This window comes from Anaerococcus sp. C0059F3 (assembly GCF_056590475.1).
Genome location: NZ_JBWPWE010000003.1, coordinates 108,635 through 134,780 on the forward strand (window position 1 = coordinate 108,635; position 26,146 = coordinate 134,780).

The 26,146-nt window shown below is 32.2% G+C and carries 22 protein-coding genes; 2 read left to right on the top strand and 20 right to left on the bottom strand.

The features are described 5' to 3' along the window. Positions 1 to 268 precede the first annotated feature (268 nt). The 11 genes from rny to gmk all read right to left on the bottom strand — a co-directional run bounded on the left by rny (position 269) and on the right by gmk (position 12,757). Entirely contained in the window at positions 269 to 1,810 is a 1,542-nt protein-coding gene (gene rny, locus AC1EJ5_RS02925; RefSeq protein WP_479814497.1) for a ribonuclease Y, read from the bottom strand. A 124-nt stretch (positions 1,811 to 1,934) separates the two neighbouring features. After that, the gene (epsC, locus tag AC1EJ5_RS02930; RefSeq protein ID WP_479814499.1) at positions 1,935 to 2,462 is read right to left on the bottom strand and encodes a serine O-acetyltransferase EpsC; all 528 of its coding nucleotides are present in this window, start codon (positions 2,460 to 2,462) and stop codon (positions 1,935 to 1,937) included. Beyond that, complete coding sequence (gene cysK, locus AC1EJ5_RS02935) at positions 2,449 to 3,360, bottom strand: cysteine synthase A (RefSeq protein WP_479814430.1); 912 nt, start codon at positions 3,358 to 3,360, stop codon at positions 2,449 to 2,451. Before cysK ends, epsC begins: the two co-directional genes overlap by 14 nt. 195 nt (positions 3,361 to 3,555) lie before the next feature. Then, positions 3,556 to 5,100: a Na+/H+ antiporter NhaC gene (gene nhaC / locus AC1EJ5_RS02940; protein WP_479814432.1), complete on the bottom strand. Its 1,545-nt coding sequence runs from the start codon at positions 5,098 to 5,100 to the stop codon at positions 3,556 to 3,558. Positions 5,101 to 5,306: 206 nt separating this feature from the next. Then, positions 5,307 to 5,975 carry a translation elongation factor Ts gene (gene tsf, locus AC1EJ5_RS02945; RefSeq protein WP_223420368.1) on the bottom strand — a complete coding sequence of 223 codons (669 nt, stop codon included), beginning with the start codon at positions 5,973 to 5,975 and terminating at the stop codon, positions 5,307 to 5,309. A 15-nt stretch (positions 5,976 to 5,990) separates the two neighbouring features. Continuing rightward, entirely contained in the window at positions 5,991 to 6,827 is an 837-nt protein-coding gene (rpsB, locus tag AC1EJ5_RS02950) for a 30S ribosomal protein S2 (RefSeq protein WP_311480095.1), read from the bottom strand. A 130-nt stretch (positions 6,828 to 6,957) separates the two neighbouring features. Next, positions 6,958 to 8,058 (bottom strand): signal recognition particle-docking protein FtsY, encoded by a 1,101-nt coding sequence (gene ftsY / locus AC1EJ5_RS02955; RefSeq protein WP_479814501.1) that lies wholly within the window; start codon positions 8,056 to 8,058, stop codon positions 6,958 to 6,960. Between the two features lie 366 nt (positions 8,059 to 8,424). After that, positions 8,425 to 10,791, bottom strand: coding sequence for a primosomal protein N' (gene priA, locus AC1EJ5_RS02960; protein ID WP_479814434.1), 2,367 nt, complete (start codon positions 10,789 to 10,791; stop codon positions 8,425 to 8,427). A 4-nt stretch (positions 10,792 to 10,795) separates the two neighbouring features. After that, complete coding sequence (coaBC, locus tag AC1EJ5_RS02965) at positions 10,796 to 11,968, bottom strand: bifunctional phosphopantothenoylcysteine decarboxylase/phosphopantothenate--cysteine ligase CoaBC (protein ID WP_479814436.1); 1,173 nt, start codon at positions 11,966 to 11,968, stop codon at positions 10,796 to 10,798. A 4-nt stretch (positions 11,969 to 11,972) separates the two neighbouring features. Continuing rightward, a complete protein-coding gene (gene rpoZ / locus AC1EJ5_RS02970; RefSeq protein ID WP_223420372.1) occupies positions 11,973 to 12,158 on the bottom strand; it encodes a DNA-directed RNA polymerase subunit omega in 186 nt (61 codons plus the stop codon). Continuing rightward, positions 12,158 to 12,757, bottom strand: a complete 600-nt coding sequence (gmk, locus tag AC1EJ5_RS02975) for a guanylate kinase (protein WP_209771996.1) — start codon at positions 12,755 to 12,757, stop codon at positions 12,158 to 12,160. The genes rpoZ and gmk overlap by 1 nt, the downstream gene beginning before the upstream one ends. A 93-nt stretch (positions 12,758 to 12,850) precedes the next feature. Between gmk and AC1EJ5_RS02980 the strand changes: the two genes are divergently transcribed. Beyond that, positions 12,851 to 14,593, top strand: a complete 1,743-nt coding sequence (locus tag AC1EJ5_RS02980; RefSeq protein ID WP_479814438.1) for an Rqc2 family fibronectin-binding protein — start codon at positions 12,851 to 12,853, stop codon at positions 14,591 to 14,593. Between the two features lie 59 nt (positions 14,594 to 14,652). On the opposite strand, the gene AC1EJ5_RS02985 is transcribed toward AC1EJ5_RS02980, so the two are convergent. From AC1EJ5_RS02985 to rpiB, 9 genes are all read right to left on the bottom strand, one after another. Further along, complete coding sequence (locus AC1EJ5_RS02985; RefSeq protein WP_209772003.1) at positions 14,653 to 14,931, bottom strand: HU family DNA-binding protein; 279 nt, start codon at positions 14,929 to 14,931, stop codon at positions 14,653 to 14,655. 81 nt (positions 14,932 to 15,012) lie between these two features. Next, entirely contained in the window at positions 15,013 to 15,921 is a 909-nt protein-coding gene (locus AC1EJ5_RS02990; protein ID WP_311480083.1) for a SurA N-terminal domain-containing protein, read from the bottom strand. Further along, complete coding sequence (locus AC1EJ5_RS02995; RefSeq protein WP_308749084.1) at positions 15,893 to 16,939, bottom strand: peptidylprolyl isomerase; 1,047 nt, start codon at positions 16,937 to 16,939, stop codon at positions 15,893 to 15,895. Before AC1EJ5_RS02995 ends, AC1EJ5_RS02990 begins: the two co-directional genes overlap by 29 nt. Next, complete coding sequence (gene mfd / locus AC1EJ5_RS03000; protein WP_479814441.1) at positions 16,939 to 20,427, bottom strand: transcription-repair coupling factor; 3,489 nt, start codon at positions 20,425 to 20,427, stop codon at positions 16,939 to 16,941. The genes AC1EJ5_RS02995 and mfd overlap by 1 nt, the downstream gene beginning before the upstream one ends. Next, entirely contained in the window at positions 20,420 to 21,007 is a 588-nt protein-coding gene (gene pth, locus AC1EJ5_RS03005; protein ID WP_308749082.1) for an aminoacyl-tRNA hydrolase, read from the bottom strand. The genes mfd and pth overlap by 8 nt, the downstream gene beginning before the upstream one ends. Beyond that, positions 21,007 to 21,990 carry a ribose-phosphate diphosphokinase gene (locus AC1EJ5_RS03010; protein WP_223420379.1) on the bottom strand — a complete coding sequence of 328 codons (984 nt, stop codon included), beginning with the start codon at positions 21,988 to 21,990 and terminating at the stop codon, positions 21,007 to 21,009. Before AC1EJ5_RS03010 ends, pth begins: the two co-directional genes overlap by 1 nt. Positions 21,991 to 21,992: 2 nt before the next feature. Next, entirely contained in the window at positions 21,993 to 23,378 is a 1,386-nt protein-coding gene (gene glmU, locus AC1EJ5_RS03015) for a bifunctional UDP-N-acetylglucosamine diphosphorylase/glucosamine-1-phosphate N-acetyltransferase GlmU (protein ID WP_479814444.1), read from the bottom strand. Next, positions 23,379 to 24,098: a purine-nucleoside phosphorylase gene (deoD, locus tag AC1EJ5_RS03020; protein ID WP_479814446.1), complete on the bottom strand. Its 720-nt coding sequence runs from the start codon at positions 24,096 to 24,098 to the stop codon at positions 23,379 to 23,381. Positions 24,099 to 24,140: 42 nt separating this feature from the next. Then, a complete protein-coding gene (gene rpiB / locus AC1EJ5_RS03025) occupies positions 24,141 to 24,584 on the bottom strand; it encodes a ribose 5-phosphate isomerase B (protein ID WP_479814448.1) in 444 nt (147 codons plus the stop codon). A 148-nt stretch (positions 24,585 to 24,732) separates the two neighbouring features. On the opposite strand from rpiB, the gene murC reads away from it, so the two are divergent. Next, positions 24,733 to 26,130, top strand: a complete 1,398-nt coding sequence (murC, locus tag AC1EJ5_RS03030) for a UDP-N-acetylmuramate--L-alanine ligase (RefSeq protein WP_479814450.1) — start codon at positions 24,733 to 24,735, stop codon at positions 26,128 to 26,130. Positions 26,131 to 26,146: the final 16 nt, after the last annotated feature.

Genomic DNA, 26,146 nt, shown 5'->3' on the forward strand with positions numbered 1-26,146 from the left:
TAAATTTATTAGTTTAAAAAAATATACATAGTTTTATTTAAAGATAACAATTAGTTATTTGTTTTTAGATTAATTGACGCAAATTTGTAGCTATAAGAAATCCATATAGGTTTTTATTATTTTGCCTGCCTTACTTTTTGTATTATCAATAAAATTCATCGCTCTATTTTGCGTTTTAAGCGTTTTTATTTTTTATATAGTGTATTTATACCTTGTAAATTAAGCGAATTAAAAACTGCCATCATTATAATGGCAGCTTGATTAATTTTTACTTGGCATAGTCTATCGCTTTGGACTCTCTTAATAAGTTCACTTTAATTTCACCTGGGTACTCTAATTCATTTTCAATTTTCTTTGCAATCTCTCTAGCAATTACAACCATTTCATCATCAGAAATTTTTTCAGGTTTTACTAAGATTCTTAATTCTCTACCTGCTTGTAGAGCAAAAGATTTTTCTACTCCTTCGAAAGAATTTGCAATTCTTTCAAGGTTTTCAAGTCTTTTAATGTAATTTTCAAGACTTTCACGCCTTGCGCCTGGTCTTGCAGCACTTATAGCATCCGCTGTTTGTACCAATATAGATTCAACACAATTTGGCTCAACATCACCATGGTGGGATTCTATAGCATTTATAACGTATTTATTTTCACCATATTTGGTTGCAGCTTCAACGCCTAGAGCTACATGTGTTCCTTCTTGTTCTTGATCTATAGCCTTGCCTAAATCATGAAGTAATCCACCACGTTTTGCTAATTGACTATCAGCACCAATTTCATCCGCAAGCATTCCTGCAAGTAATGCAACTTCTACAGAATGTTTTAAGATGTTTTGACCATAAGATGTTCTAAATTTCATCTTACCGATTAACCTTATTAGCTGAGGGTGAAGATTGATAATTCCAACTGTTTCAGCAGCAGCTTCACCATCTTCTATTATCCTAGCTTCAACTTCATCACTGGCCTTTTCTAGCATCTCATCAATTCTTGATGGATTAATTCTTCCATCTTGGATTAGCTTCTCTAAGGCGACTTTTGCTATTTCACGTCTAACTGGTTCAAAACATGATATAACTACTGCTTCAGGAGTATCATCAATTATTAGGTCAACACCTGAGGCTTGTTCAAAGGCTCTAATATTACGGCCTTCACGCCCAATAATACGGCCTTTCATCTCATCGTTAGGTAGAGAAATTACAGATACTGTATTTTCAGCTACAAGTTCTGGTGCAAATCTTTGTATAGTAGTCGCAAGAATTTCTGTAGCCATTTTTTTACTTTCAGATTTTATTTTCTCTTCCGCCTCTTTAATCATCCTAGCAGATTCGTGGATTGTTTCGGATTTAACTCGAGCTAAAATTATTTCTTTAGCTTCACTATTGGTGAGTCCAGCGATATTTTGTAACTCCAACTCTTGTTGTTCTATTAACTTGTCAATTTTTTCTTCTTTTTGTTGTAACTTTTTCTGATCACTAGAGATTTGATCAGACTTTTTGTCAATCAATAAAGATCGATTGTCTAAACTTTCTTCTTTCTTAATCAAACGAGCTTCTCTTTTATTAAGTTCATTTCTTGTTTGATTCAGCATTTCTTCATTTTCAGATTTCAATTTTGAAATTTCATCTTTGGCATCAATAAGAGTTTCTCTTCTTAATGCTTCTGCTTGTTTATTGGCATCATCTATAATTTGCCTACTGAGATTTTCAGCACTACCTATTACAGATTCCCCAACTTTCTTACGATAAAGATAGCCAAAATAAAAAGCTAACAATACGAAGGCGACAAATATGATGAGAACAACAATTGGATTCATATTATCTAACATCATATCACCTCCAATAATATGGAAATTTTAATATTCCATTTCTATTATACCATTTTTTTATAATTATACGAAATAGTTTTCATAATTTACAAAATAAAAAAGTAGCCTAAAACTACTTTTTGTGTGGAATTATTTTTGCAGGCGCACCTACAGCTGTTGAATCATTTGGTACATCAGCTAAAACAACTGAATTTGCACCAATTTTACAATTATCGCCAATTGTAATATTGCCTAGTAATACTGCGCCAGCTCCAATCATTACATTATTTCCTATAGTTGGATGTCTTTTTACTTTTTTATTTGTGACAGCACCCAATGTTACCGAATGATACATCAAAACATCATCGCCAACTTCTGCTGTTTCCCCAATTACAACTCCCATACCATGGTCTATGTAGCATCTTCTTCCAATTTTAGCACCTGGATGAATTTCAATTCCCGTTTCCATCCTTGTCTTATAAGCCATTTCTTGCGCTTCATATAATTTGCCTTCTAGAAATAGATTATGTGCTATATAATGAGATAATAGGGCCTTGATACCAGCAGAGAAGAGGATTGCTTCCTCTTCACTTTTTAATGCTGGATCGTGTTCTAAAGCATTTTTAATTAATTCTTCTTTGTATTCGTTATAGTTGATCATTGTCATATAATTCAGTTGAAAGGTATCTTTCTCCTGTATCAGGTAATACAGTTACCACAACTTTTCCTTCTCCTAATTTATCAGCAATTTCTATTGCACCTACAACATTAGCTCCTGATGATATTCCTACTGCTAAGGCTTCATCTTTTGCCAATTGTCTAGACATATTTATAGCATCATCACTTTTAACGTCAACAATTCCATCTAAAATATCAAAATCTAAATTTTTTGGAATGAAGTTACCACCTATACCTTGGATTTTGTGACCAGCGGCTTCGCCACCAGATAAAAGTGGGCTTTCAGCAGGTTCTATTGCGTATATCTTTGTATTAGGATTTGCTTCCTTTAATCTTCTGCCTGTTCCTGTTACAGTACCGCCAGTACCAACACCTGCTATGAAAGCATCTGGGCTTATTTCAGCCAATATTTCTGGACCTGTTGTTTCATAATGAGCTTTTATATTAGCTGGGTTTGAAAATTGGTCAGGTAAGAAATATCCATTTTCTTCAGCGAGCTCCTTTGCCTGATCAACAGCTCCTTGAAGGGCACCTTCCGTAGTCCTTATAACCTTCGCTCCATATGCCATAGCTAATTTCGCTCTTTCTATACTCATTGAAGCTGGCATAGTTAAGATTAGATTATAGCCTTTTGCTGCAGCAAGAGCTGCAAGAGCAACACCTGTATTGCCACTTGTTGGCTCGACAATTGTGCCACCTTTTTTTAGTTTTCCTGATTTTTCAGCTTCCTCTATCATGTATAAGGCAATTCTATCCTTTATAGATCCCGCTAGGTTATTTTTTTCTACTTTAACATATATATCTGCTCTTCCCTCTTTCTTGAGTGAGTTAAGTTTCAATATAGGAGTTCCTCCAATTAATTGAGTCGGATTATTCTTCATATTGTATTTCTCCTTTCAAAAAAATTCGATTAATTTTTATAATAATCATTTATATAAAAATAAGTTGTCTTAATTCCTACATATTTACTATACTATAAAATCTTAGTATTTAAAAGTAATTAAAAAAGGAAGCATTGCTTCCTTTAAAATAACAGATTTTTATATACTAGAAATATTTAAATTTTTATATTTTTCTTAACTAATAGTTACTTGTGGAGCTTTGCCTTCTTTTCTTAATTTTATCAAACTATTAATAGCAAGTTCTCTTGCCTCTTTAGGGGCCTTAGCCATTTTTTTCATCTTTGTTTTACCAAATATATTAGTATATGCTCCGTCTGCCCAGAAAATATTTCTTTTCAAAATAGCAGTTATAAGCGCATAAATTGGATTTAATAAATTTACAAAGGCAAATGGGAAATAGTTAATTGGACTAACACCCAAGGTCTTCATTTGATATGCACCGCACGCTGTCCACGGGAACATTACAGCCCATAATGTGCCAGCATCTTCTAGGGTTCTTGAAAGCATATTTCTTGATAGACCAAGTTCATCATACTTATCCTCATATAGTGGTGCAGGTACACCAATACCTAAAAATTGATCACACATAGTTGCGTCACAGAAAATTGAAGTAAGCATAGTTAAAAATACTAGACCAGCAACTGAATTTATTCTTTCTTTAAGGTGAGCAAAGAGTCTTTCAATAATTCCGGCTCTTTCTAGAGCTCCACCAAAGGATACAGCAAGAAGTATGAGGTTTACTGTCCACATTTGATTATCCATGCCACCTTTAGCAAGAGCTTTATCTACAAAATCATTACCAGTAGCTATATCTGGACCATAGTGTAATATAGCAAAAATTTCTGCTAGACCTCTTTTTTCTTGAAATATCAGAGAAAATATAAGTCCAACTAAAACTGAAATCATTACTCCAGCAAGTCCCTCTATCCTTAATATACAAATAAAAATAATCAAAACAATAGGAAGAAGGACTAGTGGATTTAAGTTGAAATTGCTAGAAAGAGCAGTTTTTATACCTTCAGCAATATTTGGATCATAGTTAACAACATCAGCTCTTAGACCGATTAAGCTATATAGAATTAAAGAAATCAAGAAAACTAGCCCTGTTGTTGATACCATAGCTGTAACGTGGTCAAAAAGACCAGTTTTAGCAACACCTGCAGCAAGATTGGTCGTATCTGATAGGGGCGAAAACTTATCTCCTATGTAAGCCCCTGATATAACCATACCTGCTGTAATAGCTGGGTTTATTCCGAGACCTTGACCTATAGTCATAAAGGCTATTCCTATAGTGGCCGTAGCAGTCCAGGAAGAACCACATGAAAGACTAACCAAAGATGTAATTATACAACCTATAGGAAGAAATAGCTTAGGACTTAAAAAACTCAAACCGTAATATATAAGAGCTGGGATGGTTCCTGATATCATAAAAGATGATATTAAGAGACCTACAGTTAGTAAAATTAATATGGCATCTAAAGTAGTTCTTATACGTTCAATCATACCATCAAGCATATCTCTAAAACTATTCCCACATCTTAATCCAACTATACAAGCAACCATTATTCCACAAATAAGTGGGAGGTGAGCTGCATCATATATATTTTCTCCCCCATCTTTAGCAAAAACAAATACATAAATCATTAAACTTACCATAGTTAAAATAGGTAAGGCAGATTCGATTAGGCTTGGTAACCTGACGTTCTTTTTATTATTCATAATATCTCCTCATAAATACATTAGCGTGTTAAATTAACTATGTATATAATACATTAGTTTGATAAATTTGTCAACTTATATTTTATTTAATTATCTTGATATTATGATAAATGGATGTGATTAGATTCTTATATTTAAACAAGATATAGGATTGCAATAAAAAAGCATAGACAAGGCTATCTTTGTCTATGCTTATATTCTTTATATTATGCTTTCATTTGGCTAGCTACTTCAGCAGCAAAGTCTTCTTCTTTCTTTTCAAGACCTTCACCAACTTGGAATCTAGCAAATCTTCTGATTTTGATATTCTCTCCAACTTCGTTAGCAGTATCTCTTAGAAGTTGTTCAACTGTTAAATCAGGATTTTTGATGAACGCTTGGTCTAGTAGGCAAACTTCTGAGAACCATTTTTTAAGTCTACCTTCAACCTTCTTTTCAGCAATCATTTTTTTCTTATCTTCAGGCATATTATCGCTTGATTCATTGATTGCTTGGTTGATAAGGATGTCTCTTTGTTCAGCTACATCAGCTTCATCAGCATCTTCTTCAGAGATGTACTTAGGAGCACTTGCAGCAATGTGCATTGCTATGTCTCTAGCAAAATTTTTAACAGTGTCAGTATTAGCTGAGAAATCTGTTTCAGTATTGATTTCAACAATTACACCGATCTTATCGTTGTGAATGTAAGAACCAATAACACCTTCTGCAGCAATTCTACCAGATTTTTTATCAAGAGTTGCTTGTCCTTTTTCTTTTAGGATTTTTTGAGCTTTATCAATATCACCACCTGCTTCTTCAAGAGCTTTTTTACAGTCCATCATTCCTGCGGCAGTTCTTTCTCTTAATTCTTTAACTAATTTTGCACTAATTGCCATCTAAATCTCCTCTACTTATTCTGCTTCGTTTTCTTCGAAAGCTTGTTCTTTTATTTCTTCAGCTGCTTCTTTTATATCTTCGTCAGATAGGTTTTCTTCTTCTGTTACTTCAACTTCAGTTTCTTCTTCAACCTCTTCTTCATATTCATCATTAGAAGGATCAAATTCATTACCTTGGTTTGCTTCTATAACAGCATCTGCCATTACAGATGTAATAAGTTTTACAGCTCTGATTGCATCATCGTTTCCTGGTATTGGAACGTCAACTTCATCAGGATCACAGTTTGTATCAACGATAGCAATTACTGGAATTCCTAGTATTTTAGCTTCATGTACTGCTATAGATTCTTCACCTGGATCTACTACAAATAGTACATCTGGTAGTTCTTCCATGTCTTTGATACCACCAAGGTTTCTTTCTAGCTTATCCATTTCTTTTTGATATTGAAGAACTTCTTTCTTTGGTAGAAGATCAAATGTTCCATCTTCTTCCATTCTTTCATATCTTTGAAGTTTTTCTACACTTTTTCTGATTGTTTTAAAGTTAGTAAGCATACCACCCAACCATCTGTGAGATACATAGTATTGACCTGATCTCTTAGCTTCTGATTGAATTGAGTCTTGTGCTTGTTTTTTTGTACCTACAAATAGAACTCTACCACCATCAGCAACGATGTCTCTCATTACCTTGTAAGCTTCCTCAATTTGGTTAGCTGTTTTTTGTAGATCTACAATATAGATACCATTTCTTTCTGTGAAGATGAATCTAGACATTTTTGGATTCCATCTTCTGGTTTGGTGTCCAAAGTGTACACCTGCTTCTAATAATTTTTTCATTGAAACTACTGCCATATTTACCTCCGTTTTTTCTTCCACTCATCTCAACTGGATATTAAACCACAATTGGCAACGTAATACCCATCCATGAGTGTGATTGTTGTAGTACCTGTATAATATACCACTTAAAACCTACATTTCAACATCAAAACATAGCTTCTACAAAAGATTTTGAGTCAAATTTTTGTAAATGATCAATTCCTTCACCGACACCAATATATTTAACTGGCACTTCTACCTCTACTTGAAGTGGAAAAATCACTCCACCTTTTGCAGTACCATCAAGCTTTGTAAGAATTAACCCTGTAATATCAGTGACATTTTTAAATTCTCTTAACTGACTTACTGCATTTTGACCTGTTGTAGCATCAAGTACCAATAGGTTTTCCCTATTTGAATTAATTGCGTGAGTATCAATTGTTCTATTTATTTTATCGAGCTCTTGCATTAAATTCTTTTTGTTATGAAGTCTTCCTGCAGTATCGCATATTAAAACGTCAACTTCTTTGCTACGAGCAGATTTTATAGCATCAAAAATGACTGCAGATGGATCTGCGCCTTCTTTGTGTGAAATAAGTTCAACATCTGCTCTTTTGGCCCATTCTTGTAGTTGATCGATGGCAGCAGCCCTAAAAGTATCTGCTGCTGCAAGCATCACAGTTTTACCTTCATTTTTGAAATTATTTGCTAGTTTACCAATAGTAGTAGTCTTTCCTACTCCATTTACACCTATAACTAGAATTACTGTTAACTTACCTTTTTCAAACTTAATCTTATTATCAAGGTTATTTTCATCGAGCTTTTTAATCATGATTTCTTTTAAGACAGGATAAATTTTATCAGCTTCTTTAATTGACTTTTTCTTGATTTCTCCACGTAATTCATCAACAATCTCAATTGTTGAGTTCATACCAATATCTGCAGAGATTAGGATTTCTTCAAGTTCATCATAGAGGTCATCGTCTATTTTAACATTTCTTGTAAAAAGATTTGTTAGACTAGATGTGAAGCTGTCTCTAGTTTTACTTAGCCCTTTTTTTAACCTATCAAAAATTGATTCTTTTTCTACAACTTCTTCTGTCACCTCAAGGTTTGTACTAAGGTTTTCAGTTGTTGGAATTTCATATTCTGAAATTCCTTTATTGTTTTCATCAAGCTCTTCTTCTTCTTTTTCTTGCTCTTTAAATTTTATATCTTCAATTTTTAGAGTTTTTTTTTCCGTATTTTCTGTGTGAGTTAAGTCTATAAATCTTCCAGCTTTGATTTTACTTGATTTTTCAACTTCTTTAACCTCTTCTGAAACTTCTTCAGACTTTTCTTCTAACTCTGATTTAATATCCTCAGAGATTTCTTCAGCTTTATCTTTAACTTCTTCAAATTCTGATAAAATGCCTTCTTTGACTTCTGCAATATTTTCTTCTATTCCTTCAATCAAGTTGTTGTGTTTGTTTGCTTCATTAAACTTATTAAATTCTTCGTTAGTCCTATCGTCGCTATTTGAATTACTATTATCATTAGCTAATTCTTGGCCAACTTCTCTTACGACTTCTTTGTTTTCTAATTCTCCAGATTTATTCTTTTTTCTTTTAAAAAAATTAAACATACCGACTCCTTAATTAATATTTACAGGATTAAATGCAACTACAAATGATGTATCGTTGTATTTATTGATTAAAGAATTCCTAATCCTGCCTATGGTATCTCTACAAATATCAAGGTCCTTGTCATAAACCTTTACAAGAATATTATACCTGTATTTATTATTTATTCTTGATATTTTGCAAGGATTTGGGCCTATTATTTCAACATTTAATTGAGAATTCATCAAAGCCTTTAATTCATTTGTAAATTCTCTAGAAATATCTATGGTCTTAACCCTATCATCATTTATAATTTTAATCGTAATTATATTTTTAAAAGGCGGATAGGAAAAAGCCTCTCTAATTTTAAGCTCACTAGCAAAAAATCTTTCATAATCATTTTCCTTAACGGCTTGTATTACAAAATTTTCTGGCTTATAGGTTTGAATGATTGCCCTACCTGGCTTATCGGCCCTTCCCGCCCTGCCTGCGACTTGAGTTAAAAGTTGAAAACTTGTTTCCTGCGCAGAAAAATCTCCAACGTTTAAAGAAAGATCCGCTGATATTATCCCAACAAGGGTTACATTTTCAAAATCAAGGCCTTTAGCAATCATCTGTGTTCCAAGTAGGATATCAATCTTGCCTTCCTTCATCGACTTATACATGTGGTCATACTTCGCTTTATTAGTTGCTACCATGGAATCCATTCTAAGAATATTTGCATCTGGGAAAAGTTGCCTTACTTCTTCTTCAAGCTTTTCTGTACCTGCTCCAAATTCTTTAATCTTTTTTGAATGGCAGTTTGGGCATACTCTTACTTGATTTTTAGTTCTACCACAATAATGGCATACAAGTTTGTTTACATTTTTATGATAAGTCATCGCGACATCACAGGCTTCGCATTTTACAACATACCCGCAGGCTCTACAAAAGGTGAATGAATCATGACCTATTTTGTTTAAAAATAAAATTGTCTGCTCTTTATTGGAAAGATTTTTCCTGATTTCTTCTTGTAGTTTGTATGAAAGCATGGAGTAATTTGAGTTTTTAAGCTCTTCTCTCATGTCGATCAAATTAATGTCTGGCATTGTATTATTAACCCTGGTGCTTAGGTGCAAGAGATCTAGTTTACCATCTTTTACTTCCTTCATAGTTTCGATTGAAGGAGTTGCTGAAGCCATTATCAGATTACAGGAATGATAAGATGCCCTATATTTTGCTATTTCTCTTGTATGATACTTAGGGTCTTTTGAAGATGTATAAGAATTATCATGTTCTTCATCTATAATTATTGCTCCTAAATTTTCAAAGGGTGCAAATATAGCGGATCTTGCTCCGATAGCAATTTTAACTTCTCCGTTTTTTATCATCATCCATTGATTGAATTTTTCTTTAGGAGTGAGCCTTGAATGGATAATTGCTATTTTTTCATTAAACCTACCGGAAAACCTCTCTATTGTTTGTGGAGTTAAAGATATTTCTGGCACTAAGATAATTGCTTCTTTTCCTTCTTTGATAACTTCCTCAACTACTTGTAAAAATATCTCCGTTTTTCCTGATCCTGTAACACCAAAAAGCAAAAATTGTCCGTCTATTTTTTTTAGAACCTGATTAAAGGCTTTTTCTTGGTCCTCATTTAATACGTGTTTTTCATATTTTTTTGTATCTAATTTTATTTCCTTATTAGCTTCTTTATGGATTTGTTCAACCATATCCTTATCAATAAGTGATTTTAAAGACGATAATGAAGATGAAGTATTTTTGAGTAAGTCACTTTGCTTTGTTTGTCCATGAGACTTAAGATAATCAATGATTTCCTGTTGCTTTTTGGCATTCTTTGAAAGTTTAGTATTAGAATCCTTTATTTTTATATAAGTATCATAGGTGATTTTAATTTTATCACTTGCCTCATACAAGACCTTTATTTTGTTATCTTTAACTAATTTGTTTAATGTATCTAAAGAATTGGGAAATTTATTTAATATTTCCTCTTTATTCCTCTCAATTTGTAAATAATTGAGTATTTCATCGTCTTCTTTTGCATTTGCCAAATAAAAAACTTTTATTTTGTCGATACTTGTTGGTGGTAGAACTTGCTTAAGAGATAGTTGAATTGGAGAAAGATATTCTTTAGACATGAAGAATGCTAGATCTAATAACTCGTCACTAACTAGTTTGTTCTCATCAATAATTGATATTATATCTTTTATTTCATATTCAGCTTCAAAATCTTCTACAATTTCATAAACAAAAGCAACGACAGTCTTGTTTCCCTTACCAAAAGGAACTAATACCCTCATTGCTCTTTGTAATTTATTATTTAATTTTTCTGGAATGTGATAAGTAAAAGCTCTATTTAAAAATCTGCTTTTACTATCTATAATTACTTTCGCGTACAAATTTTCACCTTAAGAGGTCTAATATTTTATTGGCTAGCTGGCTTTTTGGCATAATATCCAAGTTGATTATTTCATCCTTAGAAATTATTGAGGCAACATTTGTGTCTACATCAAAACCTGCTCCCCATTTGGTTAAATCATTAGCAATGATATAGTCTAAATTTTTCTTAGAAAGTTTACTCTTTGCATTAGCGATTAAATCGTCAGTTTCTGCAGCGAAGCCTATTATAGTTTGGTCTTTTTTTATTGAGCCGAAATATTTTATTATATCAATATTTTCGATTAATTCTAAGCTTAAATTAGAACCATCTTTTTTTATTTTCCTATCGCTTGGATTTAAAACCTTATAATCAACAGGTGCTGCTGACATTATAAGGGCATCGGCATCTTGAAATTCTCTTTCAATAGCATCTTTCATTTCAAAATTAGTTTTAATTTCTATTCTCTTAATTCCATTAACCTTAATAGGATTTACTGGACCAGAAATCAAAACAACTTCGGCCCCACGCTTCCTAGCCTCATTAGCTATATTATAACCCATCTTGCCACTAGAATTATTGGTTATGTATCTTACAAAATCAATAGGTTCAACAGTTGGCCCTGCAGTTACTATTATTTTTTTGCCCAAGAGATCTTTTTCTGTAAAATAATCATCAAGAAAATCTACAATCTCCTCAGGCTCTTCAAGCCTTCCATCCCCTATTGTATTACAAGCCAAGAGACCTGGTTCAGGTTTTATAATCCTAACACCATCATCTTTTAAAATTTCAAGATTTCTTTGGGTTGCTTTTGCCTTTAGCATATTGGTATTCATAGCAGGTGCTATTACTACATCCTTATCACAGGCAAGATAGGTTGACAAAAGAAAATTATCAGCTATTCCGTGAGCCATCTTCGCAATTGTATTAGCACTAGCTGGAGCTATTAGCATTACATCTGCCCATTTGGCAAGCTCTATGTGATGAACTTCTTCATGATGACCAGAAAATAAATCTGTATAAACCATGCATCTTCCCATAGTTTCAAAACTAAGAGGATTAACAAATTCTGTTGCAGACTTAGTCATAATTATCTTAAGATTTACATTTCTTTTCTTAAGGCGTGAACATAAATCCAAAACCTTATAAATAGCTATCCCCCCACTTATCCCTAGGAGAATATTTTTATTTTCTAGCATATTATTATTTTTTTCTTACCTTGCCCTCAATAATCTCATTTAGGGCTTGTGTTACTGGTTTGGCTTCTACATGTTTGGTTAATGGCGCAGAACCATTTACAATTCTTCTTGCTCTTTTGGCACACATCATGCAAATTTCGTACCTACTTGGGCTAACTTCAGATAATGTTTTAAATGATGGATTTTTCATTAATCCTCCTCAAATACTAAATTTTCTTCCCTAAATACTTTATGTTTTTCTGCGTTTATTATTTCATTAACAGATGTTATAGCAGAATTTAGGTGGTCATTGACAACTATATAATCGTAATCCTTAATATACTGTAGCTCTTTTTTAGCATTATTCATCCTAATTTTAATATCTTCATCAGTTTCTGTGCCTCGGCCTACAATTCTCTTTTTTAATTCCTTAAGACTAGGTGGGGCTAAAAAAATAAAGACTCCATTATCAGTATTTTTCTTGATATTCAGAGCTCCTTGTACGTCTATTTCTAGTATTACGATTTTTCCTTCGTTTATCTTTTTTTCTACGAATTCTTTGGGTGTTCCATAATAATTATTATGGACTTGAGCATATTCAAGGAATTTATCTTCAGCGATCATCTTTTCAAACTGATCGTGGTCTAGATAAAAATAACTAACTCCCTCTATCTCTCCGTCCCTTTTCTTTCTAGTGGTGGCAGATACAGAATATACTAAGTTTGTTTGTGTGTTCATCAAATCATGAAGAACAGTACCTTTACCGACTCCAGACGGTCCTGATATTACTAATAAAAATCCCTTCTTCATCACTCCCCCTTATCTTAATCATTTTACTTTTATATGTTTTTACTTCAAGTATCATGTTTGATGGCAAAGAGTATAATACAATCGAGGTGAATTATGAGTTTTGACGGAATAGTAACAAGAAAAATTGTAAACGAACTAAAAAAAGAGGTTCTTGGTGGAAAAATTCAAAAAATATCCCAACCATCTAAGAACGACCTTGTTTTTAACATATATTCAATGGGTAAATCAGTAAAATTATTGTTAAGTGCTAATAATAATGAGGCAAGAATCAATTTAACTGAAAAAAAATATGAAAATCCTGAGAAACCTGATAATTTTTGCATGGTTTTAAGAAAACATATTGGTCAAGGAAAGATTTTGGATATAAAACAATACGGATTAGACAGGGTTGTGGAATTTTCCATAGGGTCAATTGATGAAATGGGCTTTGATACCAGCAAAAAATTAATAATCGAAATTATGGGTAGACATTCAAATATTATCTTAACTGATGATAATTATAAAATTATTGATGCAATTAAGAGAGTAAATGACCAAATGTCCTCAGTTAGGCAAATTTTTCCATCATTAACTTATGAGAGAATTAAAAGTGACAAGATAGATTTAAGTGACGATTATTTTAATAAAAACATCTCTGCTATAGATACAAAGATTCCCAATGGAATTGAGCCTTATAAGATCTTTTATACCTATTATGAGGGATTCTCTCCTGTAATTGGTAAGGAACTAATCAATAGAGCTAACATCGATCCTAGGATAAACTGGGGTCTTGTAAGTGAAGCTGATAAAAATGAATTAAATCATATACTCCTTAAATTAAGAGAAGACATCCTTGAAGATAATTTAGGTGCATACGACTATAGAGATGATAGAAAAATCAAAGAATACCATACCCTTAAGTTAAGCCACTTAAATTTTAGTGAAAACTCCTATGATTTAATGAGTAAGGCTATAGACGATTTTTATTCTATAAATAAATCAAATGATAGATTAGACCAAGCTAAGGCAAATCTTATAAAAAAAATTAATAATCATAAAAAAGCTGTAAATAAAAAGATAAGCATTTTAAATACTAATATTTCAAAGAAAAATCAAGCAGAAATTGCAAAGAAAAATGCCGATTTATTAGCAGCTAACCTATATAGAATTGAAGAAAAATCCAAAGAAATTATCCTGGAAGATTTTTATAATGAAAATAAACCAGTAAAAATAACTCTAAATCCGATGAAAACCCCATGGGAGAATATAAATGATTACTATAATAGGGCAAAAAAGATAAAAACTGCAATAACTTACGCTAACAAAGACTTACCTAATCAAGAAAATCTTCTATCCTACTTAAATCAATTAGAAGACTTTATACAAAGGTCGAATTCTATTGCTAATTTAGATGAAATTAGAGAAGAAATGATTGATAATAGGTTGATAAAGAAAAAGAGTAAAGATAAGAAAAAATCCAAACCTTCAAAGCCCCTTCATTATAAAACTGAACATGGAGCTGACATATATGTCGGGAAAAACTCAAAACAAAATGACTATATTACTCTAAAAGTTGCTAGGAAGGATGACCTCTGGTTTCACGTTAAGGATAGCCCGGGCAGCCACGTTATTTTAAAGACTGATAAGATCAGCGATGATGACATTATGGTAGCAGCTTATCTTGCAGCTATTAACTCTTCTTTGGCCAATGATAATAAGGTTGATGTTGACTATACAGAAAAGAAAAATATAAACAAAGCCAAGGGCGCTAAAGATGGCATGGTTTACTATGACAATTTTTCAACCATAAGAATTGACCTAGACCAAAAAATCGACTTAAAACTTGAAAAACTATAAAAACAATAAAAAAACCGGTTCTTTATTTCAAGATCCGGTTTTTTAAAATTTCAAATTTCTTATTTGTTAACAGCTTCTTTAAGAGTTTTACCAGCTTTGAATACTGGAGCTTTAGAAGCAGGGATTTGGATTACTTCTTCAGGTTTTCTTGGGTTTCTACCTTCTCTAGCTTTTCTATCTCTAACTTCGAAAGTACCAAAACCAACAAGTTGAACTTTGTCGCCAGCTACAAGTGCTTCTTCTACTGTTTCTAAAAATGCGTTAAGTGCTTTTTCAGATTCAACTTTTTTAAGACCACTTTTTTCTGATATGCTATTTAATAATTCTGATTTATTCATATTTCCTCCTATAAATCAACATGTATTCTGTTTAACTCTAAGAATGATTATACATAACAAATTCAATAAAATCAAGCCTTTTCAAATAAATACCTTAATTTTACTAGATTTTACTAATTTATTTAAGTACTGATTATAGGCATCCCTAAGATATTTATCCTTTGTATGCATCAAAAGCTCATTTTCATTCTCATTATATGAGTTAATCATTAAAATCATGTACTTATTGTTATATTCAAATATATCACTAACCTTATCCTTCTCACTCATTTTAGATTCTACAAGCATAGGATCATCTTTATAAACAAAATCTGAATTTATAATCTCATAGTTTCTAACCGGATTTTTTAAGGCTTCTCTAAAGTCCAACTGATTTTTTATATTAGATTTAGCCTTCTCAGCTCCATCCTTATTGTCAAAAACCAATACATTGTACTTATATAATTTGTGAAGATCTTCATTAGCCTTGTAATATTCCAGGATTTCTGAATCCTTAATCTTGTTATGGGTTAAAAAATAATCGTAGTGTATTTTTCTAATTGAATCGTTAAAAATTACATCTGAGAAGTCCCCTTCATTAATATTCAGAGACTTCATATTTGCTTTAAGTGAATTTTTATCGCCCAATTCTTTTTCCATATCACTTCTTATCTTATTGGCTGTATTATCGTCTATTTCTATTTTTTTCTTTGCCAAATCATTCAACATTACCTGATCTTTTATCATCGAATCAAGCAGATCGTCTCTAAGAACTTCCTTATTGGTCTTGCCCTTAGAACTCTTCTCTTCCAGGTAAGTGTCGCCATACTTTTTAGTATAGAATGTTAGATAAAACTCCAATTCTTTATCAAAAACCTCTTTTTCAATTGCCTCACCGTCAACTAATGCTATAGCATTTTTATCAGTATTATTTTTTTTACATGATGTAAAATATACGAGGCAAAGACTTAAAGATAATAAACTAATTATTATCTTTTTTATCTTCTTCATTTTCTTTAGTTTCGTCAGATTTTTCTTTTTCTGATTTATCTTTATTTTCTTCAGTTTCTTTTGATTCTTCTTTTTTGTCTTCAGCTTTATTTTCTGCAATAGTAGCTTCTGTAACTACATTTGCCTTTTCATTTAATTCTTTAATGTAGTCAGCATATTTCTTGTCATTAAGAGCCTTTATAATTGCATCTTTATTATCTTCAATAGAATCAGCAACTTTATTTAGTTTTATAATATGATAACCAAATTGAGTTTTGATTGGTTCAGAAATTTCACCTTCTTTTAAGGCAAAAGCAGCATCTTCAAATTCTTTTACCATTTGTCCCCTAGAGAATGTTCCTAGTTCACCACCGTTTGCGGCGTTTGCTGTATCTGTTGAATATTCTTTAGCAAGGGCTGCGAAATCTTCACCATTATTAAGTTTTTCTTTTACTTCTTTAGCTGTTTTTTCATCAGCTACAAGGATATGAGATGCATCACGTTTTGCAAATTGATCCTTATTATCTTCATAGTATTGTTTAATTTCTTCTTCTGTTACTGGATGCTCCTTTTCAAACCATTCTCTGTGTTTTTTATACATTAAATCTTTTTTAACAGTTTCTTTGAATTTTTCTACATCCATATTGTAGTCATCAAGCATCTTGTCAAATTGTTCTTGACCACCAAATTGTTTCACTGAATTAAGGAAAGCCTCATTAACTTCTTTATCATCAACTTCAATTTTGTTTGCTTTCATATCATCTGATATAAGCTTATCTTGAACCATCATTTGAACAATAGAATTTTTAAGGTTTTGTCTGCTTGCAAGCATAGCTCCATAAAAACTCATTTCTGCCTTGTAATCATCTTTTGAAATTTTATCTCCATTAACAATGGCAATTGTTCCTTTATCAAGTTCTTTAACTTGGTTAGCCTTTTCTTCTACTTTTGTATCTTTCTTATCATCCTTTGCTTGGTTTCCACAAGCTCCTAGCACCATTGTTGATGCTAACATTGCAATTAATAATTTCTTTTTCATCATTTACTCCTTATTTTGTTAATTGTATCTAAAAGTTCGTATGTGTCAAGTAATTTACTCTTTGTAACAGGGATTTTAAAGGCTGGTTTGCTTGATAAATCTAAGCTCATCTCTCCCTTATAAGATTCGTTTATACCCTTAAGCTCTTCAAAGGAATAAAAATCTCTATCAGAGAAGAATAAACAAATCTTGTTATCCACCTCTCTAATCTCTGTAATACCATTTGCCGATCCAAGAGCTTTGATTAGAGATACATACATTATATTATCCACGATTATAGGAATATCGCCATAAACGTCGATTAATTCCTCAACCAAAGCCTCATAATCTCTCTTATCATCTATGTTGGCTATACGATTGTAAATCTCTATTTTTTGTGAAGAATCACTAATATATGAATTTGGAATATAGGCATCGACCTTAATATCGATGAAAGTTGGATTTTCGTCTTTGATTTTAACCTCTTTGCCAGATGCCTTTTCGACTGCTTCTTGTAAAAATTTTACATAAAGATCATAACCGACAGCTTCTACGTGGCCAGATTGACTTTCCCCCAAGAGATTTCCTGCTCCCCTCAGTTCTAGGTCTTTCATAGCAATTTTATAACCTGAACCAAAGTCAGAGAAGTCTCTGATTGATTTTAATCGCTTTTCACCAATCTCAGTTAAAATTTTTCCTGTCCTGTAAGTAAAATATGCATATGAAGATCTATATCCCCTACCTATCCTTCCCTTTAGCTGATAGAGCTGAGAAAGACCCATAAGGTCAGCATCATAAATCACTATGGTATTTACGTTTTTAATATCCATCCCCGTTTCTATTATAGTTGTAGCAAGCAAAATATCGGTATTTCCTTCAATAAAGTCGAGCATTATATTTTCAATTTGTCTTGGACTCATTTGCCCGTGAACGATATCTATACTTGCTTCTGGGACTAGATCTTTTATTTGAAGATAGAGCTTTTCAATATTATTTACCCTGTTATAAACAAAATAAACTTGTCCATTCCTATTTATTTCCTTTAAAATCGCATCTCTTATTATTCCTGAATCGTATTCTAAAACATAGGTATTAACAGGAAGTCTGTCTTCTGGCGGCTCATCTAATGTAGATAAATCTCTAATACCAGACAATGACATTTGAAGGGTCCTTGGTATCGGTGTAGCTGATAGGGTAAGAACATCAATTGATGACTTTAGTTTTTTGAATTTCTCCTTATGCTTTACTCCAAATCTTTGCTCTTCGTCAATTATCAAAAGCCCAAGTTTATTAAATTTGATGTCTTTTGACAAAAGTCTATGAGTTCCTACAACGATATCAACTTTTCCAGTTTTAATATCCTTAAGAATTTTCTCATCCTTGGCTTTTGTATTAAATCTTGAAAGCATAGCACATGTTACAGGAAAATCTTTAAATCTTTCAAGCATTGTATGATAATGCTGATTAGCTAATATTGTCGTTGGAACAAGGAAAGCCACTTGATAACCGTCCATAATGGCCTTGAAGGCTGCTCTTAGAGCGACCTCAGTTTTGCCATAACCAACGTCCCCGCACAGTAATCTATCCATTGGATTTTCGCTTTCCATATCCTTTTTAATTTCTTCAAGGCTTCTTAACTGAGATAAGGTTTCATCATAAGGAAAGGAATTTTCAAATTCATCTTGCCAACTGGTATCCTTTGAAAAGGCATGGCCTTTTTCCTTAGCTCTTTTTGCATATAGCTTAACTAGGTCATCTGCAATTTCATCAACAGCCTTTTTGGCTCTTTGTTTGGACTTTTGCCACTGAACAGAACCTAGAGCAGATAACTTGGGTTTTTCACCCCTATTACCTATATACTTACTAACCAAATTCATCTGGTCTACAGGTATATAGAGCTTGTCATTCCCTCTGTATTCTATTAGAATGAAGTCCTTTTCAACATCATTTCTTTCAATCTTTGTAAGCCCCTTATAAATTCCGATACCATTATTTTCATGAACAACATAGTCTCCAATTTCAAGGTCAGAGTAGTTTATAATGTTCTTTGATGAAAGTTTTTTAGGTTTTTGTTTTCTAGTTGCTGATTTCCCGTAGATTTCTCTGCTAGTAAATACATAAAGGCCTAAATCTTTTACAAAATAACCTTCACTTGACTTTTTTTCTGAAATAATTATTGGAAATTTATCAAAATCCGAAACACTTTCTTCAAATCCTGCAAGAAGAAAATCATTGTCTATAAAACTTTCTAGAAGTTTTTCTTTACGTGCCTTAGAACCAGCAAAAACAAATACTTTTTGTTCTCTATTAACAAGGTCAATGCTTGTATTTATAAATTCTTCAACATTTTTATTAAAATTTTCAGCCTCTATTGTTTTAAGTTCAACGATTTTTTTGGGAGAAAACAGCTTTGTTCTTTTGAGAATTGATGTAAGATTTATAATCTTTTTGTCAGAAATTTTCTCATAAATTTTTGTAGTTTCCACCAAATAATTTGAAAAACTAGAAAATACTTCACCATTTTCCATCTGATAGGTTAAATCTTCTAAAAATTTTTCATCGCTAGCTACAACAGACTCATAGATCCTAGAAACATCATCAAAGATAAAAACAGTATCCTCAGGAAGATAGTCAACAAATGTGTCATAATTATCTTCCTTATAAGCATTTATCAAATCTTTGTTTGCTATATACATGCTTTGGTCCAAAAAAGATATGATTTGTCTATACTTATCAATAAGCTTTTGGTCACTAGTATCCGATATTTTTTTATTATCTAGGTCAACTGAGATTGCTTTTATAATCTTCTGATAGTCATCCTTATCATATAAAAGCTCATTAGCTGGTCCTATTTCAACACTTTTTATTTTTACTATAGTTCTTTGGTTGTTCTTATCAAAAATTCTTATAGAGTCAATCTCATCATCAAAAAGTTCAATTCTGATTGGGTTGGCATAATTTACAGGCCAGATATCAATAATCGAACCTCTTTTTGCAAAGTCAGCTTTTTCTTCTACAAAGTCCGAAGGATTATAATTAAGAGCTAAGAGATTTGAAACAAAATCATCAACGTCTACTATGCTCTCTTCATCTATTCTAACAAAAGACTTGTTAAATTTGTCTAAAGGCGTGAGTTTATTTTTAAGAGCGTCAATACTTGTTACAGTAATAAATTTTTCACCCTTAGCTAGACTAATTAGTGTATCTAGCCTCTGATTAATTTTTTTATCATCAATTGATTTTATATTATAAAAATTAGTATCTAGTGCTGGAAAATTTTTAGCAGTATCCGATACCTCATTTATATCATCAATAAATCTTTCTGCCCTTTTTGGATTTTCAGCTACAACAACTAAATTTTTATCTAATAATTCAAAAAGGCTTAAAACAAGATGGGCCTTGATCCCCTCACTTAATCCTTGTATATAAAGAGGAGAATAATCTTCGAGTTGATATTTAATTTTATTAATTTGGTCGACATTAATTAATCTTTCAATTAATCTATTCATTATCTTCTTTCACCAACTTGATAGAATTACACTTATTCATAGCCTTATCTATATCATCTTTTAAGATTATTTCGATTCCTTCGGCAGCAAGTCTGATTTCATCTTCGAGTACTCCTACCTCTTCTTGACTAAAACCACTTAAGACAAATTTAGCAAGATCCCACCTTTCAGGCTTCTTACCAATGGAAACTTTTATTCTTGGAAATTGATCATCTTGGATTTGATAAATAATAGACTTCATTCCATTGTGGCTACCTGCAGAGCCTTTCTTCCTAATCCTAATTGTACCAAAGTCAATATCTATATCGTCATAAATTACAATTAACTTATCTATATCAAATTTATAGAAATTTTTTAATTCTCTAATTGCTTCACCCGAATTATTCATATAGGTTTGTGGTTTTATGAGCATAACTTTATGGCCAGAGATTTCTCCCTGACCATAGAGTGATTTAAATTTTAATTTTCTTACATCTATATCATATTTGTTTGCCAAATAATCAATAGTCATAAAACCTACATTATGCCTAGTATTTTCATATTGTAATCCAGGATTGCCTAGTCCTACAATAAAATACATTATTCAATAACCGTAAATAGACCACTTATTGATTCATAAGTATTAATTCTGTTAATAGCTTCAGCAAGAAGTGGAGCTATTGATAGTTGGGTTATCTTGTCTATTCTTTTTTCTTCTGGTTGGGCTATGGTGTCTGTAATTATAACTTCTTTAACAGATGGTTTTTGAAGTTTCTTTACAGCATCTCCAGAGAATACACCGTGAGTTGCTACTAAATAAACATCTTTTGCGCCATTTTCAACTAGGAAGTCTGCCGCATTTGTAATTGTTCCAGCAGTATCTATCATATCATCAACGATAATAGCGTGCTTACCTTTGAAATCACCAATTACAGACATTACTTCAGAAACATTTGGCATAGGTCTTCTTTTTTCGATTATGGCTATTGGTAATTTTAAGTAGTCAGCAAATTCTCTAGCACGTCTTACACCACCAAGGTCAGGACTTACTACTACAAATTCCTCTGGTTTATCAAAAGCGAATGACTGGAAGTGAGTTGAAAGTAATCTAATTGCAGAGAAATGGTCAACTGGAATATCAAAGTAACCTTGTATTTGACCAGCATGAAGATCCATGGTTATAACTCTATTAGCTCCCGCAATAGTAAGTAAGTTAGCAACTAGTTTTGCTGTTATTGGCTCTCTTCCTCTTGTTTTTCTATCTTGTCTAGCATAACCGTAGTAAGGAATAACTGCGTTTATGTAACCAGCAGAAGCTCTTTTACAAGCATCAATCATTATCAATAATTCCATCAAATTATCATTAGTAGGGCTTGAAGTTGGTTGTACTATGAATACATCCTTACCTCTAACTGATTCGTTGATTTTAATGCTTATTTCACCATCTTTAAACTTTTCAATATCAGCCTTTGTAAGTTCAGTTCCAAGATTTTTAGCCATACTTTCTGCTAATTTGATGTTGGAATTTCCTGTTAATAGTTTTAATTCCCCTCTTTGGATATACTTATTTGTTTTAGTTGACATTTCTACTCCTTGTGATTTTTATCTCTTTCTTTTTTTCTTTCAACATAACCTTTAATGTGTTTTTGTTCTGCCCTTTCTATAATCAACTCGCCAGTACTAACATCTTCTGTTATTGTAGAACCAGCAGCAACAAAGCCTTCTTTCTCTACCTTAACAGGGGCAACTATATTCGCGTTTGATCCTATAAAAGCACCATCTTCTATAACCGACCTATGCTTAAACTTACCATCATAGTTTACAAAAACAACTCCACAACCAATATTTATATCTTTACCTAGGTCACTATCGCCAATGTAGGCAAGATGGCCCGCCTTGGTTCCTTCACCAAGGCTAGAATTTTTAACCTCAACAAAGTTACCAATATGGACTTTTTTTCCTATGTGTGCATTAGGTCTCAGTCTTGCAAAAGGACCTATATTACTACCTTCTTCCATATAAGAATTTTCTATAACTGCATTATCTATTTTAACATTATCTTCTATGGTTGAATTGATAATTCGTGTTGACCCATCAATTAAACAAGACTTTCCAATCTTAGACTTACCATAAATTTTTACAAAACCTGATATTACAGTATCAATCCCAATTTCAACTCCATCTTCAATAAAAGTTGTTTCAGGACTTTCAATTATTACACCATTAATCATGTGCTCATTATTTATCCTAGATTGAAGGATTTTTTCTGCTTTATATAGCTCGTATTTATTATTTATGCCATAAAATTCTTCGTGATTTTTACTAACAAAGGCATTTACTAGTTTACCATCGTTTTTTAGAATCCCTATGCAATCTGTTAAGTAGAGTTCATTTTGGTCATTATTTGAATCTATTTTTGAAAGAGAATCTTTTAAGTCTTTAGCTTTAAATATATAAATGCCTACATTAATTTCATTTATTGTCTCTTGGCCCGGTTTTAAATCTCTATCTTCAGTAATTTTTATAAAGTAATTATTTTCATCTCTAATAATTCTTCCATAACCCTTTGGTTCATCAATCAAGGTAGAAAGAATTGTGCAAGCAGCGTTTGATTCATTATGATAGTTAATAAGTTTTTCCAGGGATTCTTTTTTTATTAATGGTATATCTCCATTTAAAATTAGAACTTGGTCATCATCTTCCACAAAGTCAAAGGCTAGGCCTGCTGCATAGCCAGTTCCATAAGGAATACCCGGTCCTATTTTCTGCTCTACTATTTTTACATTAGAAAATAAATCTTCTAGCTTAGATTTATTATTTCCTCCGATTATTATAGTTTCCGAATTTTCGAAATCACTTGCTTCTTTTACATATCTTATTATTTCTTTATTGATAAGCTTATGAAGAACCTTGGATTTTTCGGATTTCATCCTAGTTCCTTCACCTGCTGCCATAATTATTGTTTTAATCATCTAAGCTTCAGCTACCTCTAGTGCTAGCTCCATCATATTTGTGTATGATTTTTGCCTATTTTCTGCACTATCTGCAACATTTTCTATAAGCGAATCAGAAATAGTAAAGATACCAAGACCTTTTTTTCCATGTTTTCTTGCAGCCATGAATAGACCATAAGATTCCATTTCTACACATAGGATGCCATATTTTCTTAAATTCTCAAATACTTTAGGATCCATTTCATTATAAAATTGGTCGGAAGAATGTACTTGACCGCAATGGGTCCTATATCCTAGTTCCTTTGATTTCTCAACAGCTTTTACTAACAAATCGAAATCTGGAGTTACAGAAAAATGAATATTTCCAAATAAATTATCGTTAATAGATGACTCAGAACATGCTGATTGAGCAATTACTATGTCATGAAGTTTTACATCTTCTTGCATAGAACCTGCTGTACCAACTCTTATGATGCAATCAACATCGTAAAAATCAAAAAGTTCATTATAATAAATCATAGCAGATGGGATACCCATACCACTACCCATTACAGAGACTCTTTTTCCCTTGTAATAGCCTGTAAATCCTAGCATACCACGAGTTTCGGTAAATTGAGTCACGTCTTCTAAAAAATTATCTGCAATAAATTTTGCCCTTAAAGGGTCACCTGGCATTAACACAGTTTTTGCTATTTGATCTGTGCTTGTTGCAGAAATGTGCGGTGTTGGTATTGTCATATATACTCCTTTTTATAAACAAAAATAGAGACTCAAATAGTCTCAATTATTTTCTTCTATTTTACAAATTTTATCTACACGTATTTGGTGACGACCACCTTCAAATTGAGTTTTTGCAAATTCTTCTACAATCATTTTGCAAACTTCTGTTCCTATAACTCTAGCCCCAATACATAATACATTAGCATTGTTATGAGCCCTACTCATTCTTGCAGAAAATGTCTCAGAAACACATGCTGCTCTTATTCCCTTAACTTTGTTTGCTGACATAGACATTCCTAATCCTGTACCACAAATAAGGATAGCAAAATCAGCTTCTTTATTGACAACTTTTTCACAAGCCTTGACAGCAAAATCACTATAATCACAAGATTCCTTGTCATAAGTACCTAAATGAATAACTTCATGACCTAATTCTTCAAGTTTTTCACAAACAGCTGGTTGAAGATCAATGCCCCCATGATCATTAGCTACTACAAATTTCATGGCCCCTCCTTTAAACTTTACATTATAATATAAATATACGTCATCTATTCCCATATTCAAAGTAGAACTTGACAAGTTTTCTTTATTAAATATGGTATAATGTAGTAAATATACTTAAAGACTTAACTATTAAGGAGATTATCAATATATGTTTGAATTTAACTTAGATAGACACGATTATAAATATGTTCATTTCATTGGAATAGGTGGAATTTCCATGAGTGGACTCGCCCACCTTTTATTTGAAAAAGGATATAAGGTTACTGGATCTGATAGGAGCGAATCAGATACAGTTAAGATCCTAAAAGATCTTGGCATAGAAGTTTTCATTGGTCAGAGAAAAGAAAACATCAAAAACCCAGACTTGGTTGTATATACAGATGCGATTGCAGATGATAACGAAGAATTAATTGAAGCAAGAAAACTTGATGTACCTGTTGTTACAAGAGGTGTATTCTTAGGAGCTCTTATGAGGAATTATAAGAATTCCATTGCAATATCAGGTTCTCATGGTAAATCAACTACAACAAGCATGATTTCTAAAATTCTTCTTCATTCAGATGAAAATGCCACTATTTTACTTGGTGGAAATCTAGATGATATGAAGGGAAATGTAAAAGTTGGAAATGAAGACTTCCTTGTTACTGAAGCCTGTGAATATAAGGGAAATATAAGATATTATTACCCTCAAACAGTAATTATTTTAAATATTGACGAAGACCACCTAGACTATTACAAGGATTTAAACGATATCGTTGAAACTTTCAAAGTTTATCTTAGAAACCAAGACAAAAATTCAAAGACAATATTAAACCTTAATGAAGAAAATAATAAGCTTATCTTAGATGCTGTCCAAGGGGAATTGATTACCTATGGACAAGAAAATCCAGACGCTGATTACTATGCTACAAATATCACTTTTGATGAAATTGGAAGGCCAAGTTTTGATCTTGTTATGAAAAATGGAAATACTGAGCATTTCAAACTTGGAGTCATCGGTAGGCACAATATTAACAATGCCATGGCATCAATTATAGCTACCTATGAAAATGGAATTGATATAGATACAATTAGAAATAATATACTAAAATACACTGGTCTTGACAGAAGAATGCAAGTTATTGGTCATGTAAATAAAACAACTATTATGACTGATTATGGTCATCATCCATCTGAGATTCTTGTAACCTTAGATGCCCTTGCAGAGCATACAAAAGGCAGGCTTATTTGTGTTTGGCAACCTCATACCTATTCAAGAACTAAGACTTTGTTTAATGACTTTTTAAATAGTTTTGATTCAGCTGATGAAATAATTGTTACAGATATTTATGCCGCAAGGGAAAAATTTGACCCAACTATCCACTCAAAAGATGTTGTAGATGCTATGGTTAAAAAAGGTTTAAATGCCAAATACCTTGGAACATTTGAAGAAGCCAGAGATTATATTTATAAGATAATTAAAGACGACGATTTAGTTATAACTACAGGTTGTGGCAATCCTGATAAACTTGCAAAAATGATTGTAGAAGGTCAAAAAATTAGTTGATATCTAAAATAAAAAC

What these genes read in the sequence shown, in the direction of transcription:
- AC1EJ5_RS02980 (WP_479814438.1), top strand. Translation starts at nt 12,851, where the DNA reads ATGAGTTTTGACGGAATAGTAACAAGAAAAATTGTAAACGAACTAAAA.
- glmU (WP_479814444.1), bottom strand. Translation starts at nt 23,378, where the DNA reads ATGATTAAAACAATAATTATGGCAGCAGGTGAAGGAACTAGGATGAAA.
- cysK (WP_479814430.1), bottom strand. Translation starts at nt 3,360, where the DNA reads ATGAAGAATAATCCGACTCAATTAATTGGAGGAACTCCTATATTGAAA.
- AC1EJ5_RS02985 (WP_209772003.1), bottom strand. Translation starts at nt 14,931, where the DNA reads ATGAATAAATCAGAATTATTAAATAGCATATCAGAAAAAAGTGGTCTT.
- rpoZ (WP_223420372.1), bottom strand. Translation starts at nt 12,158, where the DNA reads ATGAAAAATCCATCATTTAAAACATTATCTGAAGTTAGCCCAAGTAGG.
- AC1EJ5_RS02995 (WP_308749084.1), bottom strand. Translation starts at nt 16,939, where the DNA reads ATGAAAAAGAAATTATTAATTGCAATGTTAGCATCAACAATGGTGCTA.
- rpiB (WP_479814448.1), bottom strand. Translation starts at nt 24,584, where the DNA reads ATGAAATTTGTAGTAGCTAATGATCATGGGGGCATTGATCTTCAACCA.
- tsf (WP_223420368.1), bottom strand. Translation starts at nt 5,975, where the DNA reads ATGGCAATTAGTGCAAAATTAGTTAAAGAATTAAGAGAAAGAACTGCC.
- coaBC (WP_479814436.1), bottom strand. Translation starts at nt 11,968, where the DNA reads ATGCTAGAAAATAAAAATATTCTCCTAGGGATAAGTGGGGGGATAGCT.
- pth (WP_308749082.1), bottom strand. Translation starts at nt 21,007, where the DNA reads ATGTATTTTATTGTAGGACTAGGCAATCCTGGATTACAATATGAAAAT.
- gmk (WP_209771996.1), bottom strand. Translation starts at nt 12,757, where the DNA reads ATGAAGAAGGGATTTTTATTAGTAATATCAGGACCGTCTGGAGTCGGT.
- AC1EJ5_RS03010 (WP_223420379.1), bottom strand. Translation starts at nt 21,990, where the DNA reads ATGTCAACTAAAACAAATAAGTATATCCAAAGAGGGGAATTAAAACTA.
- epsC (WP_479814499.1), bottom strand. Translation starts at nt 2,462, where the DNA reads ATGATCAACTATAACGAATACAAAGAAGAATTAATTAAAAATGCTTTA.
- murC (WP_479814450.1), top strand. Translation starts at nt 24,733, where the DNA reads ATGTTTGAATTTAACTTAGATAGACACGATTATAAATATGTTCATTTC.
- AC1EJ5_RS02990 (WP_311480083.1), bottom strand. Translation starts at nt 15,921, where the DNA reads ATGAAGAAGATAAAAAAGATAATAATTAGTTTATTATCTTTAAGTCTT.
- rny (WP_479814497.1), bottom strand. Translation starts at nt 1,810, where the DNA reads ATGAATCCAATTGTTGTTCTCATCATATTTGTCGCCTTCGTATTGTTA.
- deoD (WP_479814446.1), bottom strand. Translation starts at nt 24,098, where the DNA reads ATGACAATACCAACACCGCACATTTCTGCAACAAGCACAGATCAAATA.
- nhaC (WP_479814432.1), bottom strand. Translation starts at nt 5,100, where the DNA reads ATGAATAATAAAAAGAACGTCAGGTTACCAAGCCTAATCGAATCTGCC.
- rpsB (WP_311480095.1), bottom strand. Translation starts at nt 6,827, where the DNA reads ATGGCAGTAGTTTCAATGAAAAAATTATTAGAAGCAGGTGTACACTTT.
- mfd (WP_479814441.1), bottom strand. Translation starts at nt 20,427, where the DNA reads ATGAATAGATTAATTGAAAGATTAATTAATGTCGACCAAATTAATAAA.